This window comes from Natrononativus amylolyticus, from assembly GCF_024362525.1.
Taxonomy (GTDB): domain Archaea; phylum Halobacteriota; class Halobacteria; order Halobacteriales; family Natrialbaceae; genus Natrononativus; species Natrononativus amylolyticus.
This window is the reverse complement of sequence record NZ_CP101460.1, coordinates 213,655-232,063: the sequence shown is the minus strand read 5'-3', so window position 1 is coordinate 232,063 and position 18,409 is coordinate 213,655. Positions and strand designations below refer to the sequence as shown.

General features: G+C 66.3%; 16 protein-coding genes. 9 read left to right on the top strand and 7 right to left on the bottom strand.

What is annotated here, in order from left to right; all coding sequences use genetic code 11:
- Position 1: 1 nt before the first annotated feature.
- Together NMQ11_RS20045 and NMQ11_RS20040 are read right to left on the bottom strand one after the other, a co-directional pair.
- On the bottom strand, positions 2-232 hold the full coding sequence (locus NMQ11_RS20045) for a hypothetical protein (protein ID WP_255171687.1): 231 nt from the start codon (positions 230-232) through the stop codon (positions 2-4).
- Between the two features lie 114 nt (positions 233-346).
- The gene (locus NMQ11_RS20040; RefSeq protein ID WP_255171686.1) at positions 347-553 is read right to left on the bottom strand and encodes a hypothetical protein; all 207 of its coding nucleotides are present in this window, start codon (positions 551-553) and stop codon (positions 347-349) included.
- A 213-nt stretch (positions 554-766) separates the two neighbouring features.
- Here NMQ11_RS20040 and NMQ11_RS20035 point away from each other — a divergent pair, with 213 nt between their 5' ends.
- Complete coding sequence (locus tag NMQ11_RS20035) at positions 767-1,726, top strand: glycosyltransferase (protein WP_255171685.1); 960 nt, start codon at positions 767-769, stop codon at positions 1,724-1,726.
- A 147-nt stretch (positions 1,727-1,873) separates the two neighbouring features.
- Here the strand turns inward: NMQ11_RS20035 and NMQ11_RS20030 are convergent, their stop codons facing one another.
- Positions 1,874-2,809 (bottom strand): polysaccharide deacetylase family protein, encoded by a 936-nt coding sequence (locus NMQ11_RS20030; RefSeq protein ID WP_255171684.1) that lies wholly within the window; start codon positions 2,807-2,809, stop codon positions 1,874-1,876.
- A gap of 251 nt (positions 2,810-3,060) precedes the next feature.
- Here NMQ11_RS20030 and NMQ11_RS20025 point away from each other — a divergent pair, with 251 nt between their 5' ends.
- Positions 3,061-4,647, top strand: a complete 1,587-nt coding sequence (locus NMQ11_RS20025) for an alkaline phosphatase family protein (protein ID WP_255171683.1) — start codon at positions 3,061-3,063, stop codon at positions 4,645-4,647.
- Positions 4,648-4,667: 20 nt separating this feature from the next.
- Here the strand turns inward: NMQ11_RS20025 and NMQ11_RS20020 are convergent, their stop codons facing one another.
- Positions 4,668-5,510 carry a universal stress protein gene (locus NMQ11_RS20020; protein ID WP_255171682.1) on the bottom strand — a complete coding sequence of 281 codons (843 nt, stop codon included), beginning with the start codon at positions 5,508-5,510 and terminating at the stop codon, positions 4,668-4,670.
- 97 nt (positions 5,511-5,607) lie between these two features.
- Between NMQ11_RS20020 and NMQ11_RS20015 the strand changes: the two genes are divergently transcribed.
- The gene (locus tag NMQ11_RS20015; RefSeq protein ID WP_255171681.1) at positions 5,608-6,060 is read left to right on the top strand and encodes a universal stress protein; all 453 of its coding nucleotides are present in this window, start codon (positions 5,608-5,610) and stop codon (positions 6,058-6,060) included.
- Between the two features lie 10 nt (positions 6,061-6,070).
- Here NMQ11_RS20015 and NMQ11_RS20010 read toward each other — a convergent pair whose 3' ends face one another.
- A complete protein-coding gene (locus NMQ11_RS20010; RefSeq protein WP_255171680.1) occupies positions 6,071-7,387 on the bottom strand; it encodes a hypothetical protein in 1,317 nt (438 codons plus the stop codon).
- 343 nt (positions 7,388-7,730) lie between these two features.
- Between NMQ11_RS20010 and NMQ11_RS20005 the strand changes: the two genes are divergently transcribed.
- The 5 genes from NMQ11_RS20005 to NMQ11_RS19985 all read left to right on the top strand — a co-directional run bounded on the left by NMQ11_RS20005 (position 7,731) and on the right by NMQ11_RS19985 (position 15,706).
- Complete coding sequence (locus NMQ11_RS20005; protein ID WP_255171679.1) at positions 7,731-9,521, top strand: hypothetical protein; 1,791 nt, start codon at positions 7,731-7,733, stop codon at positions 9,519-9,521.
- Positions 9,522-9,598: 77 nt separating this feature from the next.
- The gene (mct, locus tag NMQ11_RS20000; RefSeq protein ID WP_255171678.1) at positions 9,599-10,828 is read left to right on the top strand and encodes a succinyl-CoA:mesaconate CoA-transferase; all 1,230 of its coding nucleotides are present in this window, start codon (positions 9,599-9,601) and stop codon (positions 10,826-10,828) included.
- Positions 10,829-10,836: 8 nt separating this feature from the next.
- Entirely contained in the window at positions 10,837-12,003 is a 1,167-nt protein-coding gene (locus NMQ11_RS19995; RefSeq protein ID WP_255171677.1) for a GNAT family N-acetyltransferase, read from the top strand.
- A gap of 285 nt (positions 12,004-12,288) precedes the next feature.
- Positions 12,289-13,257, top strand: a complete 969-nt coding sequence (locus NMQ11_RS19990; protein WP_255171676.1) for a hypothetical protein — start codon at positions 12,289-12,291, stop codon at positions 13,255-13,257.
- Positions 13,258-13,897: 640 nt separating this feature from the next.
- Positions 13,898-15,706, top strand: a complete 1,809-nt coding sequence (locus tag NMQ11_RS19985) for a hypothetical protein (protein WP_255171675.1) — start codon at positions 13,898-13,900, stop codon at positions 15,704-15,706.
- A 172-nt stretch (positions 15,707-15,878) separates the two neighbouring features.
- Here the strand turns inward: NMQ11_RS19985 and NMQ11_RS19980 are convergent, their stop codons facing one another.
- On the bottom strand, positions 15,879-16,475 hold the full coding sequence (locus NMQ11_RS19980) for a DUF7344 domain-containing protein (RefSeq protein WP_255171674.1): 597 nt from the start codon (positions 16,473-16,475) through the stop codon (positions 15,879-15,881).
- A gap of 702 nt (positions 16,476-17,177) precedes the next feature.
- Here NMQ11_RS19980 and NMQ11_RS19975 point away from each other — a divergent pair.
- Positions 17,178-18,131 (top strand): transcription initiation factor IIB, encoded by a 954-nt coding sequence (locus NMQ11_RS19975; RefSeq protein ID WP_255171673.1) that lies wholly within the window; start codon positions 17,178-17,180, stop codon positions 18,129-18,131.
- On the opposite strand, the gene NMQ11_RS19970 is transcribed toward NMQ11_RS19975, so the two are convergent.
- Positions 18,124-18,300 carry a hypothetical protein gene (locus NMQ11_RS19970; RefSeq protein WP_255171672.1) on the bottom strand — a complete coding sequence of 59 codons (177 nt, stop codon included), beginning with the start codon at positions 18,298-18,300 and terminating at the stop codon, positions 18,124-18,126. The genes NMQ11_RS19975 and NMQ11_RS19970 overlap by 8 nt on opposite strands.
- Positions 18,301-18,409 lie beyond the last annotated feature (109 nt).

Here is an 18,409-nt window from a genome sequence, read left to right as displayed (position 1 = left end):
TTCAGCGGAGGAGCACGAGCGCGACGAGGAGCAACGCGAGTTTGACGGCCGACAGCTCCCTCCCGTAGCCGTCGACGATCGAACGAAACCGTTCCGAGTCGTGTTCGAGCACCGTGAGAATCGAAAACTGAAACAGACAGGCGGCCGCGAGCGGGTTAGTCGGCGCGACCGACAGCGCCACCGCGACCGCGATCGCGGCGACGAGAAGTTCGAGGACGCGGCCGAGGTTCATCACCCAAAACCCCGAATGCCGGCGTATTAGCTCTTTGCCCTCGGTGGCGAGTGAACCGACGCGGCGCTGACGGTGGATCGCTACCAGCAGCGGTCGACGGCGAGCCGGTGCCCGTCACTCGATCGGATACGTTGCGATCTCGTCCGACTCGCAGGTCGGACACCGGACCGTCGTCCCGGAGACCGTCGTTCCGCAGTATCGACACTCGTAGACGACGGTGTCGGCCGACTGTGGCGGCCGCCGTTGTGTCGCCGACTCGGACCGCTCCGTGGCCGTCTCGTCCTCGTGCCACAGACCAGAGAGGAGGTCGGAGATACCCATAGAAGTGAACGGTTACTTGTAGCTGCGTGCGTTTGATAAGTGTTTTTGCGGAGGTAATGTACTATTGGAATGTAAGAACCTCGCCGTTTGCCGAGTGTTCGTCCGTCGAGAACGACGACGGAACCCCACTCATCGTGTTTCCGGGTCGGTATCGGCCGGAACGGGACGGTTAACAAAGCGGCGGGCGGGCGCCACTGCACGCAAGGCCGAGCGATGCACGTTCTCACCCTCACGACGAACGCCGATGCGCCGTTTATGACACAGCAGATGGCCGCCCTCGAGCGCCGCGGCGTCACGTTTTCGACGCTGTCGGTCGCGGGGGAGGTCGACGCCGACACCTCGCGGACGGCGTCGGACTACCTCCGGTTCTTCCCGGACGTCCTGCGCGAGGCGCGCAACGGCTACGACCTGATCCACGCCCACTACGGGCTGACGGCGCCGATGGCGCTGGCTCAGGTGAGGACGCCGGTCGTGCTCTCCCTGTGGGGATCGGACGTTCACGGACCCGTCGAGCGCGTGAGCCGGGTCTGTGCGCCGCTGTGCGACGAGGTCGTCGTCATGTCCGAGGAGATGCGCCGACTCCTCGGACACGACTGTGAGGTGATCCCCGACGGGGTCGACCTCGAGCGGTTCTCGCCACAGCCACAGTCACAGGCTCGCGAGGCGGTCGGCTGGACCGACGACGACTACCACGTCCTGTTTCCGTATGCGCCCGGCAGAGAAGTGAAGAACTACCCGCGGGCGCGTCGAGTGGTCGACGTCGCGGACGGACTCCTCGAGAAACCGGTCACCCTCCAGACGATCTCCGGCGTCGACCACGGGACCGTCGCCGACTACATGAACGCGGCCGACGCCCTGTTGCTCACCTCCCACACCGAGGGGTCGCCCAACTCGGTGAAGGAGGCCCTCGCCTGCAACCTCCCGGTGGTCGCGACCGACGTCGGGGACGTCCGCGAGCGGCTGGCGGGCGTCGAACCGTCGACGGTAGGGCGGACGGACGAAGAGCTGGTCGACGGACTCGTCAACGTTCTGGAGATGGGGCGGCGATCCAACGGCCGCGAGGCCGCCCGGGAGGTCAGCATCGACGCGACGGCCGACGCGATGCTCGAGGTGTACCGGCGGGCCGCCCGGGTGGAGGCGAGGCCGAAACGGTCGGTTTCACCCAGTCACTGAGCGCCGAGTCGGGTCGGCTGCGGCTGACCGCGCGCCGTGTCAGTTACCGTCGGTGGAAAACCGGGTGCAGAAGAGTCGACCAGCGACTGGGGGTTGTAGTTACCGCCTACACGCGAGCGACGGCTCCGTAGGCAGCGCCTGCTCGAGTCAGCGCTGCCTGATGAGCGGGCTCTCGTCGAGGGCTGCGGGCGTCGAGGTCAGACGACCGGCGACGTCGGCCATCGTCTCGACGGTGAGCCCCGTCTCGGCCCGCTGGCGGTCGAGGTACCGCAGGATCGCGCGCATCCGGTCGTCGTCGCGCTCGTTTCGGAGGTTGTTCGGATGCAGCCAGACGTGGAAGACCCCGTCTTCGCGTGCGGCGCGGTCGATCCCGCGGCGAGCCAGCGCGACCATCGGGTCGTCCCACACCGATTCGGCGACCGACCGCGCGGGCCCCTCGAACCCGAACAGGAACAGCGACGCCGGTACGTTCACCAGACCGTGCTCGTCGACGACCGGCTCGACGAGCAGCGAGCGGCTCGTGAACGTCGTCTCGAGCACGCCGCGGAAGCCGTCGGGCGTCGGCGACCGCCCGCGGTAGGCCCGAAACCCCAGGTCGGCCAGCGCCGACAGGTGGCCGACGTCGTTTCGCGGGAAGACGAACGACTCGAGGCGGAGATCCCAGTCGGCGGCGAGCGCGAAACAGCGCTCGAGCTCCGCTCGAGCGAGCTCCGGAGTGGTCTCGGACTGACCGAAGAGCACGTGCGAAAACGAGTGGCTGGCGAGTTCGTGGTCGACGTCGGAGTCGACGATCCCCCTGACGAGGTCGGGGCCGAATCGAAGGTCGGGACGGTCGGCCCACGTCGTCCGCTCGCGTTCGAACCAGCCCTCGGGGGCGGGGTGGTCGGCGTGACGGCCGTCGCACTCCTCGAGCATGAGGTGGCCGACGACGGCCCAGGTGGCCCGGACGTCGAACTCCTCGAAGAGACAGAGGAGCGTCTCCCAGCCGCGGCGACCGCTCTCGACGCGCTCCTCGGGCGGGGACTCGAGGTCGTGAAACCCCCAGCCGAGTTCGGCGTCGAGCGAGATGACGACGCTACCCATCGCTCCCACCACACACCACATGTACCATATCGTGACGGTGTCTCGGAACTGGTTTTGTTATGGGTCGCCTGACCGTGTCGTGGCGTGACACGGCGAGAAGACCTGCGAACGGCGGCGGGTCGGCCGGACCCGCACGTGCGCCCGATTGTCACGGGTTTCGAATCGTTGCGGCCGTGCAACCTCCGTATAACAAAGCCCACATCTCGCCACCACCACGACAGCAGGCGTTCAAGCGCCTCGAATGTAAACTCATGAGCGGATCTATCCATACGTCCGAGCGCGCGTTTGTACTCGGACTCGACGGCGTCCCGTGGTGTCTTATCGAGCGATGGACAGACGAGGGGGAGCTCCCCAACTTCGCCGCGATGCGCGAGGAAGGAGCCGCCGGCACGCTCGAGAGCACTCGACCCGCGACGACGCCGCTGGCGTGGCCGTCGATCGCGACCGGCGTCTGGCCGGACAAACACGGTATCTACGGCTTCCAGAACCTCTCCTCGGAATACTCACACCGGATGTACACGAGCCAGGATCTCAAACAGCCGGCGCTGTGGGAGCAGCTCTCGCCGTCGCTGGTCGGCAACGTCCCGATGACGTATCCGGCGACGGAGATCGACGGGACGCTCGTCACCGGGATGATGACGCCCTCGACCGAACAGGAGTTCACCCACCCCCCGGAGTTCGCCGACGAAATCGCCGACCGCATCCCGGACTACCAGATCAGCCTCAACTACCCCGAGTACGCCGACCGCCTCGAGGAGTTCACCGTCGCCGTCGACGAGATGCTGACGAACCGGCGCGAACTGATGCGTCTGCTCATGGAACAGGACGACTGGCAGCTGTTTTTCTTCGTCTTCACCGCCCCCGACCGGTTCCAGCACCTCGTCTGGGAGATGGATCGCCTGCTCGAACACTACAAGCGCCTCGACGAGATCCTCGGCGAAGTGATGGCCTACACCGACGAGCGCGACGCCGACCTCTACGTCGTCTCCGACCACGGCTTCGGCCCGATCGAGCACCTCGTCTACGTCAATCACTTCCTCGAGCGCGAGGGGTACCTGGTCGAGCGCGAGGACGACGGCACCCGCGGGGCGCTCGCGAGCCTGGGTATCTCGCGGGACCGCGTAACCAGCGCGCTCAATCGAGTCGGCATTACGGAGGAGCTACTGGTGTCTGCGCTGCCGCGGACGCTCGTCGACTCCGTCGCAACGCAGATTCCGGGCGAACACGCCCTCTACGACGTCGACTACGAGCGGACCGTCGCGTTCGTCCACGACGCCGGCAACTGCTACATCAACGACACGGAGCGCTTCGAGAAGGGGATCGTCCCGCGGAGTCAGGTCCCCGAACTCAAAGCAGAACTCGCGGCGCTGTTCGAGTCGATCACCGACGACCAGGGCGAACGGGTCCTCAACGTCTTCGACGGGGACGACCTGTTTCCGACCGACGACGACTCGCCCGATCTGGTCGTCAACGGCCGGGGAGTCTACGAGTCTCGCAACGCGATCACCGACGAGCCGTTCGGCGACACCGGCTCCTACGCCGCGAGCCACCGCTCGGAGGGAATCGTCCTCTGTCGCGGCCCCTCGATCGAGCCGGGAGCGCGCCTTCGGGGCGCGCGCGTCGTCGACGTCGCGCCGACGCTGCTCCACGGGATCGGCGCGGCCGTCCCCTCGAACGTCGACGGTCGCGTCCTGTTCGACGCGTTCCGGACCGACGCCGCCCCGGCGAGAACCAAAGTCGAGCGAGCCGACGTCACCCGCGAGCGCGAGTCCGAGGCCGTCGACGACGACTTCACCGAGGTCGAAGACCGGCTGAAGGGACTCGGCTACATGGAGTAACTTTTTTCCGCGCCCGTGGCTCACTCGAGCGTCCGCGCCGTCACCACCGGCACCGGCGCCGTCCCGACGACGCGCTGTGAGCAGCTGCCGAAGGCGAACCGGTCGAGCCCGGTGCGGCTCTCGGTTCCCATCACCACGAGGTCGACGTCGTGGCCCTCGGCGTAGCCGGTGATCGCCTCGTGGGGCACGCCGTGTTCGATCGATCGGGTCGTCGAAACGTCGCGCCGGGCCGCCCGGTGCTCGACGGTGCTCACCGCCTCCGTCGCCTGCTCTTCGAACGCCTCGAGCACGACCGATAGCTGCGACTGGGTGTCGTCGACGACCGACAGGACGTGAAGGTGCGCCTCGAGCGCCGCCGCCAGCGAGAGCCCCTGCTCGACCGCGGACTCGACGCCCGGACGGCCGTCGGTCGCGATCAGGATCGTCTCGATCGGATCGACGACGGTGCCGACGTGCGCGCTGACGGTCAGCACCGGCGCCGGCGAGTCGCGGACGACGCCGCTCGCGACGCTGCCCGCGATCAACCGCCTGAGCCCCGTCCGACCGTGGGTGCCACAGACGACGAGGTCGATCTCGTGTTCCGCGGCGTAGTCGATGATCTCCCGTCTGGGCGCGCCGCCCCGAACGCTCGCTTCGACCTCGAGGCCGCGGTCGGAGGCCTCCTCGGCCAGCGGCGAGACGATCGACTGGCCGGTAGACCGCCAGTCCTCGTCGACGAGCTGCCAGGAGACGTCCGAAGGAACGTCGGCCGCGTAGAGAGCGTGCACGCGCGAGCCGAGCGCCTCGGCGAGGGAGAGCCCCTGTCGGCACGCGATCGTCGCGAGTTCGCTCCCGTCGGTCGCAACGAGTATGTTCGCGTACATCGCGACACGTACGGCCTCGAGAAGCAAGTAGGTGACACGGGTAGGGGGACCGAACAGTCGTCGATGATTTTATACCCATTTGTCGAGCAGAACGCATATGGATCGTGCACTCGCGGTCGTCGACGGAACGGAATCGAACGGGGACCTGCTCCGAGAGGCGGGCGAACTGGCGGCGGGCGTCGGTGCGTCTGTCGTCGTCCTCTCCGTGATGACACAGGACGGCTACGACGACGAGCTCGAGGCACTGTCGCAGATCGAGAGTATCGAGCGGACGACGTACAACAAGGAGCCGGAACACCTCACCGCGGCCGCCGCCGAGCGGGCGGCGAACCAGCACCTCCCCGACGTCGAGTACGAAACGCGCGGGCTGCTCGTCGAGGACGAGGGGGAGCGGGCCGACGCGATCGTCGACACCGCGGAGGACGCGGGCTGTGACTACGTGTTCCTGGTCGGGAAACGCCGGAGTCCCACCGGAAAGGCGCTGTTCGGCGACACCGCCCAGTCCGTTCTCCTCAACTTCGACGGACGGGTCGTCGTCACGATGGAGTAACGGCCGGCGGTCACTGACGGACGCGCTTGAGTTCCGACTTCGTGCGCGCCCACGCGGGGTACAGCGTGTTGTACACCGCGTTCGGCGTGTGTCGCGCCCCCGTCCGGAGCACCCGATGAGAGAGCGGCGGGCCCGAACCGTCGACGAGGTCCTCGAGGTCGGCCGTCTCGAGCCACGCGAAGAACGTCCGTTCGGCGGGCGACTGCGGCTCGGTCTCGGCGACGCGCTCGCGGATGTCCTCCCACATGTAGAGTTCGTCGTAGCCGAGGACCCACCGACCCCGCTCGAACGACTGACGGAGGTCGTGGTAGTCCTCGTCGGTGAACGGGTAGCCGTGTGCCGGCGGCTCGAGGCCGGCCAAGCGCAGTCCGACGGCGGTCCGATAACACTTCTCGCAGACGCCGCAGTTGCCGTCCATCCGGGCGTTACACGTCTGTAACTGGAGGTTCGGCGCCTCCTCGCGGACGTAGTCGGCGATCAGGTCGATGCGCTCCTGGCGAGTGAGTTCGTAGGCGTCGTGGTGACACCGGGTCGACCCCCAGCGGACGAAGTCGTCGATGTCGGGCCGCGAGCCCCACTCGAGGTCGATCCCCTCCCAGTGGGTCGCGGCAACGTAGAGGTCGTCGATCCCGCGGACGTACGTCAACGGCGCACAGAGGCCGAGCAGCCCGAGTCCGTGGCCGACGGAGCTGTACCAGCCGCCGTCGACGTACCGGCTGTAGTGAGCCAGCAACATCGGGTGGTCGAGAAACGAGAGCATATTCGATTCGAGAAACGCCGTCTCGAGGCCGCGCTCGTCGGCGAACGTCGACACTCGCGTTCTGAGGTCCCCCCACTTCTCGTCGTCGTAGGGCTCGGGCGTGATCGTCCAGCCGCGGATGCTGACCAGCATCGGCTCTGTCTCGCGGTGGGCGACGTACGAGCACGTCGAGTCGACTCCGCCGGTGAACAGCAGGGCGCTGTCCGTTCCGCCCGCATCCGGGCGGCCGACCGCCCCCGCGAGGTCGGGCGTCCGGCGGCTGTACAGGGTGCCGCCCTCGAGGAAGTCGTACATCGAGAGCAGCGAGGCCTTCACGTCCTCGAGTGCGCGCGCGAACGTGGCGTCGACCGAGTCGACGTAGACGTCGGCGCCGTTTGCCCAGGCGACCGGACAGACCTGCGCGAGAACCGGTATCGAGAGCACGCCGTCGGGAACGTCGTCGATCGGAACGTCGTAGTCGGCGATGAACTCGTCGCCGACGAACCGCTCGAGGTCGGGCGTCGATCGGACGGCGCAACGAAGCGTGGTTCCCTCCGTAACCGGAGGGTCGATTGTGATCGAGGACATGTCGTCTGTGGCGTGAGTGTCCGCGAGCGCTGTTTGCTATGCAGGCCGTAGCGACCCGGATGGCACCGCCTACCGCCGGCGAGAGCGGTCTCGAAGACCCGTTGGAAGTCCACGAACGGGGGATCACAACGGGGCCAAGGCGCTGCGGTCCGCCGGCGACGGACCGGGGTCTGCGATCTGCCCCCGCGAGCGGGCACACGCCGAGTCTCGAGGGACACTCCCCGGGGCGAACGGCCAACAGCGCCGACGCCGGCGGGTAGGAGCCGTATAACAAACCTCGCTGTTCGCAATCCTCTCGGCAGTATATGAGCTGTGAGACCGCACCATCCGACGGAGTGAGACGATGAGGCGATCGATCCAGAACCTCGTCCTCGCGGTCGGCTTCTTCGCCGTCGCCGCCGCAATAGCGATCGCGCGGGCCGCGCCCGCGACCGGGTACGAGGGGTCGATCTACGCCGCCACCCCGACGGCGACCTGGGCCGGACTCGCCGTCGGTCTCGGGATCGCCGTCTGTGCGACGGTGGTCTGTCGTCGCCACCAGCAACACCTCGCAATCGGGCTGGGGGCGCTGTCGGTGACCGCGATCGTCAGCCTCCCGGTGATCCGGAACTACCGGTTTCTCGGGCTCGGCGACGGGCTGACGCACCTGGGCTGGGCGCGGGACTTCGTCGCCGGCGACCTGCTGCCCCACCAGCTGTTCTACCCCGGGCTTCACGCCGTCACGTCGGCGCTGCACCTCCTCGGCGGCATCCCGCTCGAGCGCGCGATGCTGATCACCGTCGTCCTCCTGTTCGTCCCGTTCGTGGTGTTCGTCCCGCTGGTGGTCCGCGACGTCACCGGCAACGCGATGGCCGTCGGCTTCGCGGCCGTCGCCTCCTGGTTCGTCCTGCCGATCAACAACGTCGCGACCCACATGGGTCCACACACCAACTCGAACGCGCTGTTTCTCGTTCCGGTGGCGCTGTTCGCGTTCGTCGCCTTCCTCAGACGTCGCGGAGAACTCGAGCGGCTCCCGTTCGGACTCTCGCCGTTCAGCGCCCTGGTGATCGTCGTCGGCGTCGGACTGCTGTTGGTCCACCCACAGCAGATGATCAACGTCGTCGTGGTGATCGGCACGATCGCCGGCGTCCAGTTTCTCGCCAGGCGTCGCTATCCCGATCACCCGATCGTCACCCAACCGACGGTGTACGCCCACACGGCCGTCCTGGGCGGGTTATTCGTCATCTGGGCGCTCAGCAACGAGCGGTTCAGGCGGGCGCTCGCCGGCCTGCTGTACGGCCTGCTCACCCAGGACATCGGCGGCAGCGCCGAGGTCGACCAGCGCGAGGCGTCGCTGACGGCGATCGGCGGGAGTATGACCGAACTGTTCGCGAAAATGTTCCTCGTGGCGGCCGTGATCGGGCTCATCGCCGCGCTGTTCGTCCTGCTCGTCTGGCTGGGGCGAACGAGTCTCGACGCCGAGGCCCGGACGTTCGTCACGTACTTCGCGCTGGCGTTGATCCCACTGGGAGGGATGTTCCTCGTCTACTTCGTCGGTACCCCGACGATGGCGTTCCGCCAGGTCGGGTTCATCTACGTGATGTTGACGATCCTCGGCGGGATCGCGGTCGCCCACGGCATCGGCTGGCTGTCGGGGCCGCTGACGACGCCGGGAGCGACCGCCCTCGCCGCGACGTTCCTCGGGGCCTGTCTCGTGCTCTCGCTGCTGACGGTGTTCGCCTCCCCGATCATCTACAACCCGACCCAGCACGTCAGCGACCAGCAGATGAGCGGCTACGAGTCGGCGATCGAACACCGCAACGACGACCTCCTGATCGCCGGCCTCGGCTACGGCCCAGACCGGTTCGGCCACGCGATCAACGGCGTCGAACCGAGCGAAGAGATCGCCTACGGCGGCGGCGCCGGCGGGGTAGTGCTGGTCGACGAGTTCGAAGCCGGAAACTACAGCGGGGCCTACCACGGGATGGACTACCACTTCACCGTCAGCGCCTACGACACGACTCGAGAATTCGAGGTCTACCAGGAGCTTCACCACTCCGAGGCCGCCCTCGCCGGCCTCGAGGCGGAGCCAGGCGCCAACAAGGTCATCTCGAACGAGGAGTTCCGGATGTACACCGTTTCCGGCGAGTCGTGAACCGGGTTCGAGACCCTTACAGCCCGAAATCAACGCATAACAAAGCCCGACAACTCCCTTCGAACCTGATACGACACATGCCTGCCCTCGACGACGTACGTGTGCTGGATCTGACGAGGGTCCTCGGCGGACCGTACTGTACGATGTTACTCGCAGATCTGGGTGCCGATGTAGTAAAGATCGAGCCGCCGGGCGGGGACTTCGTTCGGGAGACGCCGCCGTTTCACGACGCGGACGACAGCTTCGGCGGCTACTTCCAGAGTATCAACCGCGGCAAGCGAAGCGTCGAGCTCGACTTCAACGACGCCGCCGACCGCCGCGAGTTCCTCGCGCTGGTCGAAGACGCCGACGTGCTCGTCGAGAACTTCCGCGTGGGAACGATGGAGAAGTTCGGCCTCGAGTACGAGCGCCTCGCCGAGATCAACCCGCAGCTGGTGTACGCCTCGATGCGGGGCTTCGGCGACCCGCGGACGGGGGCGAGCCCGAAACAGCACGAGCCCGCGTTCGACCTCGTCGCCCAGGCCCTCGGCGGGGTCATGCACCTCACCGGCCAGGAGGACGGCCCGCCGACGAAGGTCGGCTTCGGCGTCGGCGACATCTTCACCGGCGTGTTACACGCGGTCAACATCCTCGCCGCGTTACACTACCGCGAACGAACCGGCGTCGGTCAGTTCGTCGACACCGCGATGTACGACGCGATGATCAGCCTCGCCGAACGAACCGTCTACCAGTACTCCTACACGGGTGAGGTTCCCCATCGACAGGGCAACTCACACCCGACGCTGTTTCCGTACAACGCCTTCGAGGCCAGAGATGGCTACGTCGTGATCGCCGCGCTGGGGGACAACCACTGGCAGGCGCTCTGTGAGGCGATGGACCGTCCCGACTGGATCGTCGACTACCCGCGGGCCGCAGACCGACTCGAGAACCGCGAGTACCTGCGAGAGGGGATCACGGACTGGGTGAGCGAGCACACCGTCGAAGAACTGCTCGACGTCCTCGAGGAGGGGGTCCCCTGCGGTCCCGTCCAGGACGTCGCCGACGTCTACAACTGCGAACACGCGCGGAGCCGCGAGATGCTCATCGAGGCGACGCTCCCCCGAACCGACGAGACGGTCACCATCGCCGGGACGCCGATCAAGATGGCGAAGACCCCGCCGGATCCCGGCGAACGTGCTCCCCTCCTCGACGAACACCGCGCGGAGATCCTCCGCTGTGACCCGATCGCCGAGCTCGACCGGACGAAAAAACACGAGGCAGACTCGAACCCCGTCGGCGTCTCCGACGGGGGTGCACACGACGACTGACGACCACGATGGCGACAGACCACTCACGGACGACCGACGCGACGACCGCCCCGAGCGAGCGCGCGAGCACAGACCGGACACCGCCGGACCCCTACGAGATTCGGCTGTACGAACCCGCCGACAGGGAGGGGTTTCTCGAACTCTACGATCTCGTGCTGGGCGACCGGGACGACGACTGGTTCCGCTGGAAGTACGAGGAGAACCCGTACGCAGACCACGTACCGATCGTCCTCGCCACCCACGACGACGAGGTTGTCGGAACGAAACCCTGCTTCGCCCTCGAGTTGCGCGTCGGCGACCGGACGGTTCGCGGGTTCCAGCCCGCCGACGTGATGGTCCACCCCGACCACCGCCGGCGCGGGCTGTACTCGCGGACGACCGAGCGGATGAAAGAGTACTACCGCGACCGAGATCCGTCGCTGTTCTTTAACTTCCCGAACCAGGCGACGCTGTCGGGGAGCCTGAAACACGGCTGGCAGATCGTCGAGGAGGTGCCGACCTTCTACCGGATTCAGAACCCCGACGGGCTCGTCGACACCGACGACGGGCGACTGGCGGCGCTCTCGAACGTGGCACAACCGCTCGTTAGTGGGTACTTACGCGCACGAGAAGCCACGGTACGACCGCGATCCGATATCACCGTCGCCCGGTTCGACGACGTTCCCGCCACCGTTCTCGCCGACCTGTACCGGCGTGCGGTGCCGTCGACGCTTCACGCACACCGCGACCGAACGTTCTACGGCTGGCGGTTCGAGAACCCCCGCTGGCAGTACCGAACGTACGTCGCGACGCGGTACGGCGAGCCGATCGCCGCCGTCGTCACCGGGACGACGACCCAGGACGGCTCGGTCGTAACGTCGCTGGCCGACGTCGTCCCGCTCGAGGCGACGCCCGACAGGGACGACGGTCTGCGGTCGATCCTCGCGCGGGTCCTCGAGGACAACCGCGGAGCAGACATCCTGGCTGCGAGCGGACGGACGATTCCGCCGGCGCTGCTCGGCCGGTTCGGCTTTCACTCGGACCAGTCGCTCCCGCTCTCTCGGCTGACGATCCCGACGACGCAGGTGACCTATCCCATCGCGAACGAGGACGGCCACGGGTGGACGATCGCCGGGCGGGCGGTCACCGATCCGGCGAACTGGACGGTCACGTTCGCCGAACAGGACACGTGGTGAGTCTCCCGGCGAACGAGCCGGTAAGCGATGGTAAATCCATTCGTTGTGCAACCATTTCGGCACCTCTCACACCCGTTCGTTCTCGTTCACCCCGACGCAGTCTCCGATAAGCAGTGCTTTTTCGGTCCGACGGCCTGAGGCTCACCGACCGAAGAGAGTGTTGTGTTCGAGGGTGATCCCTCATAGTTCGTGATGGGTTCCGTACTAATCATAGTATAATCTGTAAATTTAACACCGCTTGATAAGGAAAAGTTTATGTGGGCAACACCGGGTTACTCGTAATGCATGGCGCAGAATCCCCGCACTACCGAGGCCACGTCCTCTTCGACCACCGACCGTAACAAGCGGTTAACCCGTCGTTCGTACGTTCGTTCGCTCGCCGCAGTCGCAACCGCGACGATGGCGACCGGCGCGACGACCGCGGTGACGGCTGACGACGGCACCGGTTCGTCCGAGAGCTACGACACGATCGAGGTCTCGGCAGGTGAGGACCGAACCATCACCGTCGAAAGCGGTGAAACGTTCGAGAACGTCCTCATCGACTGTACGGCAGAGGGTGCCCGTGCGACCGTCGCGGCCCACGGCACCGACTGGACGATCCGAAACGTCGCCATCGAGGGACAGTTCGACGTCGGCGCACCGGGCGCCGCGTTCGGCGTCTCCGACACCGGCGGCGGCTCGAGCACCGTCGAGAACGTCTACCTCGCCGACGGTAGCGTCAAAGGCGGCGCCGCAACGGCCGAAACCGGTATCTGGGTCAGTCCCGACCACAGCGGCCACATCGACTTCGAGCGGATCAACGTCCAGGGATTCCCGGACAACGGGATCTACGCCTCCGCTCCCGGCGGTGCCGGCGGCGGCACCGTCCACATCGACAGCTGTTTCGCCGCGAACTGTTACGTCTCCCACTACCGCATCGGTTCGGCGGGGAGCAAGGTCACGAACTCGAGCGTCCTCCTCGACGACGACGGCTACGACGGCCGGGGCATCTGGGTGTGGGCCCCCGGGACGTGCGAGATCGAGGGCTGCCAGCTCGAGATGAACGGCCAGCACTACGCGATCTCCGCGGGTGCGAACGGTAACGGAACGACGGCGGAAGTCACGGAAACCGACTACGACACGGGCTTTCACAGCGGCATCAAAGAGCGCGACGGCTCGAACGTCGAGCTCGCGAGCGATGTCGGAACCGACCCCGAGGCGTTCGTCCCCAGTGGGGTGCCGACGACGCCCGAAGACGCAGCCTCGGGTAACTAACTGAGCCCACTCGCCGCCCACCCTCTCCCCCTGTCACGACCCGCTGACGATTCTGGTCCCACGGGTGCTGTGGTCCAGTCGAACGGGTGTGACGTCCGTTTTTTCGAGGTCCGCCGTCGACGTCCACGAGCGGTGCCGACGGCCCGTAACAGTGAACCGCAACACTCTCAGGAGCGTTGATACGAACGCGCGCGAGCCCTCGAGGAGTCCATGATCGCACGATAGACTGTTCGTGTGGGAGTTTCCGAGACGATCGAAACCCACGATAGCGCCCGTTCCACCGCTCGAGTCGGCAGATTCCCGTACCCCTCACGTAAAAAGATCGGTGAACGAACAGGTAGGTGAGTCGAGCCGTCAGATCGTGTTACCAGTGCGTTATTTTTCGGTGGAACGAACTGCAACAGTCCGGGAACGGAGTACGTTCGCCGTTCGCATACGTCCGCTCTACCGTCCCGATTCGGGAGTCTGAAACGGTAATTCGGGATTACACCGGGGAAATTCGGCCGGAATCCGTATAAGAATTCGTGAATCAATCTTCATGATTGCGTGAACGGACAGGAAGATACGTATGAATGTGTGTAAATTTAACCCATGAATAGTGAGAAAGGTTTATGGCGGTATCGGGATCTTACCCGAATGCATGGCACGCGAACCTTCGGTACAGAAGGACGAGAGAGGAGCCGATACAGACGACGAAACCGCCGAATTCCGCGGTAATGATGGATTACTTCACCGGCGATCCTACCTGAAGATCGCCGGCGTGGCGACGGCGGGTGCGCTCGGAACTGCGGCGGCGGGAACCGCAGCCGCAGCCGAGTACGACGTCATCGAAGTCGACCCCGGCGAACGGCGCGTCATCAACGTCGGAGACGGCGAAACGTTCGAGAACGCGCTCATCGACGTCACTGCAAACGGCGCCGACGTCACGATCGCCGCTCACGGAACGAACTGGGCCGTCCGAAACGTCGGCATCAGGGGGCGAGTCCCCGGCAACGAGGCGGTGTTCGGCGTCTCCGACACCGGCGGCGGCTCGAGTGCGATCGAGAACGTTTACATCGGCGACGGCGCGGAGGACGGCCACCGGATGGGGCTCGGCATCTGGGTCAGCCCCGAGCACAGCGGCCACATCGACATCTCGCGCGTGAACATCCAGGAGATGGGCGACAACTCGTTTTACTGTTCGGCGCCCGGCGGCGCCGGCGGCGGCACCGTCCACATCGACCGCTGTTACTCGGCGAACTCCTGGGTTTCGCACTTCCGCCTGTCCGAGGGGGCGGTCACCAACTCCACCGCCGTGAACGACGAGCGCCGCGACGACGGCCGCGGCGTCTGGGCGTGGGGCCCCGGTCCGATCGAAGTGCGCAACTGTAACCTCGACATGAACGGCCGCCACTACTCGATCGTGGCCGGCGCGAACAACCGGGGGACGACCGTCAACGTCACCGACACCCAGTACGACACGGGATTCAACGGCGGCACTCGAGCCACCGACGGCAGCGACATCAACCTCGGCGACGGCAACGGAACGTCCCCCGAGGACGTCGTTCCCGAGGGCTGCCCGACGAGCCCCGAAGCGGCCGCCTCGGGCGAGGGCGCAAGCGGCGATGCGGAGCCGGCCGCCGAACCCGACGAATCCGAGGCCGACGACGAGGAGAGCGACCTCGAGAACGTCCTCCTGTTCGAGGGCAACGACGAGGCGGTCAGTCGCTACGAGTTCGTCGTCGACGGCACCGTCGAGGCGTCGACCGACGAGGGCGCGACCGTCGACGACGAGACGGCCGTCGAGGACGGCCACGCCCGCGGCGTCGTCGCCAACTGGCGGGACGCCTTCCGGTTCGACGGCTCCCTGGAGCAGCTCACCGTCGACGGCCCCGCGACGGTCTCGCTCAACGGCGAGGACGTCGACCCCGCCGACTACGGTGCGGCGCTGCCGAACGTCCTCGAAATCGAGGGCGAGGGCACGCCCGCGAGCTTCGAGGCGACCGTCGACGGCACGCTCGAGGTCGACACCGAGGAGGCCGACAGCGAGCCGACGGTCGTCTCCGGTACCACCGTCGAGGGGTCGGTTACGGACGACGTCCAGCGGATCCTCTTTTCGGGCTCGCTGACCGACGTCACCTTCACCGACGGCTCGGCGATCGTTCGCGTCAACGGCGACGTCGTCGATCCGGACGAGTACGGCGACCAGGAGCTGCTGCCACACGCCCTCGTCGTCGACGGTACCGGCGCTGACGGGCCGAGCACGTACTCGTTCTGCGTCAGCGGCGACGTCGTCAAGTCGACCTACCGCGACGCGAGCATCGACACCGAGGACGCTATCGACGGGCGGTTCGTCCGCGGCATCGTCTCGAACTGGCGGGACGCCTACTGGTTCTCCGGCGAACTCGAGGACGTGACGCTGGTCGGCGACGCCGACGTCGACGTCGAGTACAACGTCCGCTCGCAGTAGCCGGACGGCGACTCTCGATCCGGTCGAGGTCGTTACTCGCGGGTCGACGGCCCGAAGAAGGTGGCTCCCGTGACGGAAACAGAAAGCTGGCACGCGAACTGTTCCGGTACGTGATCGGTGATCGTCGGGAGCCGAGCGGAACTACGGGTCCGACCGGCAAAAGTCCTTCTCGTTACTCGATTCGCGAGAGCTTTCCGTCGACGACCTGCTGGAGGCGGTGGTTGACGACGACGTGGACGATCGAGACGGCGAGGAAGGCCGCGACGACGACGGCGGAGACCGCGCCCAGCGGCACCGACGCAAGCGGCGGCACGCCGAGCAGCGCCGCGCCGACGACGAGCGCACCGACCACGCTCAGCGCGGCGTACCAGCGGTCCCAGCGGTCCTGGCGGTGGGTATCCGTATCGAGATACATCATCAGGAGGTCCGCGTTGTCAGCGAGGGTGATCAGGCCGCGGTCCTGATCGTACTCGACGATACCGGCGTCGTCCATCTTCGGGAGATGGGTCTGGTAAAGGGCGACGTAGACGCGCTTTCGCTGGTCCGAGTTCAGGGCGTTGACGTCCGTGTCGTTCTCCCAGGCCGCGATCTGCTCGGCGAGTTCGCCGAGCGTGACCGTTTCCTCGGCCTCGAGCAGATACTGCAGAACCTCGCGGCGGCGCCGGTTTTTCAGGAGTTCGAAGATGACGTCCTTCGAGAGGCGTTCGGAGTCAGACGACTCCGTGACGGACGTGATCTCCTCGGGGAGCGAGGTGTCGATCGACGACATTACACTCGGCCCCCTCTCTCGGCGGACGGGGTACGATCCCGGAATACTCGAACGCCACTCCCGCGCGAGAGCGACGATAGCTGTCGCTGTACCGATGAACGGCAGGTCGACATCATTGACACACCAACTTGTACGGCAACGGTGAGAGTCTTAAACACGACTACGTTTCGCACCCGCTGCAAAGATCGTACGGACCCGCTTCTATCGGGACGGCGACCGGGGCGGGTCGGACCGACCCCGCGACGGCGAGTCGGACGCCGACCGGCGCTCGGGTATTCCCCGGTTTCGGTCGCGTACGACCCGCATACGGGACCGGCGAGCGGCGCGTATCGCGCTGACAGGCGCTGTGGGCGATCGAGGGGAGACACGGCAGATACCGAGTTATTCGGGACAGCTACCGTAAAGTCAGCAGACGGTTCCCGATCGAAAGGCGGGTTTACGCGGTGAAGGAACGGTTACCGACGTCGGTGAGCGGGCAGCCCCGCCCAGAGGCACAAGATAAGGAGTCTCGAGACGCCCGTCGGCCGAGAACGGACCACAAGCTCCGGCCGGACGGACGGACGACGCTCCACGGGGGTCGGTGTCCGGAGCCGGCCGAACGGGGCGCGAACGGCCGCCTCGAGAGCGAACGAGTAAGAGCATATTTCCACCGAAACCATGTGATCCCCTTACAGTGTCGGGCAGGCACCGAGAGACACACTGATGACGCGGTCCATCACCGATCACGCCAGAAGCGACTCGCAGGCGACCGAGAGCGGTCGGTGTCCCGACTGCGAGACCGACACGATCGTCCAGGACCCGGACCGCGGCGAACGGGTCTGTCGAGAGTGTGGCCTCGTTCTGAGCGAGGACCCGATCGACTACGGCCCGGAATGGCGTGCCTTCAACGCCGAGGAGCACGACCAGCTCTCGCGCGTGGGCGCGCCCCTCACCCAGTCGATGCACGATCGCGGCCTGACCACGACGATCGACTGGCGAAACCGCGACGCCAACGGCCACTCGATGTCGGCCGACAAGCACGGCCAGCTCCACCGACTCCGCGTCTGGCAGGAGCGGATTCGGACGAAGAACGCGGGCGAACGAAACCTCAAGTACGCCCTCTCGGAGATCGACCGGATGGTCAGCGCGCTGGGCGTCCCGACCCCCGTCAAGGAGACGGCGAGCGTCATCTACCGGCAGGCGCTCGAGCGAGACCTCATCCGCGGGCGCTCGATCGAGGGCGTCGCGACGAGTTCGCTGTACACCGCCTGCAGAAAGGAGGGCATTCCGCGCAGTCTCGAGGAGGTTACCGCCGTCTCCCGGGTCGACCAGCGGGAGATCGGGCGCACCTACCGGTACATCGCCGACGAACTCGACATCAACTTAGAGCCGACGAACCCCAGGCAGTTCGTCCCCCGCTTCTGCTCGGAGCTCGACGTGGGCAAGGAGGTCGAGGCGAAGGCGATCGAGATCATCGACCAGACGACCGAACAGGGGTTACACTCGGGCAAGTCGCCGACCGGCTACGCGGCCGCGGCGATCTACGCCGCCGGCTTGCTCTGTGAGGAGACGATCCCACAGCGGGCCGTCGCCGACACCGCCCAGACGACGGTCGTCACTGTTCGAAACCGGTACCGGGAACAGCTCGAGGCCATCGATCAGGTTCCGGCTACATGATCGAGCGCTCGTTCGACTCGTAGACGTCCTCGTTGAGCAGGGCGTGGAGGTTACTGTAGGGGACGAACGCGATGAACTCGTCGGCGTCGTTGTACAGCTCGAGACCCTCCTCCTCGTGCTCGTAGCGGTCGCAGACGATCTGTCCCTCTGGCAGGATCGCACGGAACATAGGGGAATAGACGGGAGCCAGCCGCATATAGTGTCGGGCCGGCCCGGGGCGACCGGCGCGGTGAGCGTTCCGGCGATTTGCTGGACTGTTCTCTCAACACAATAATTAT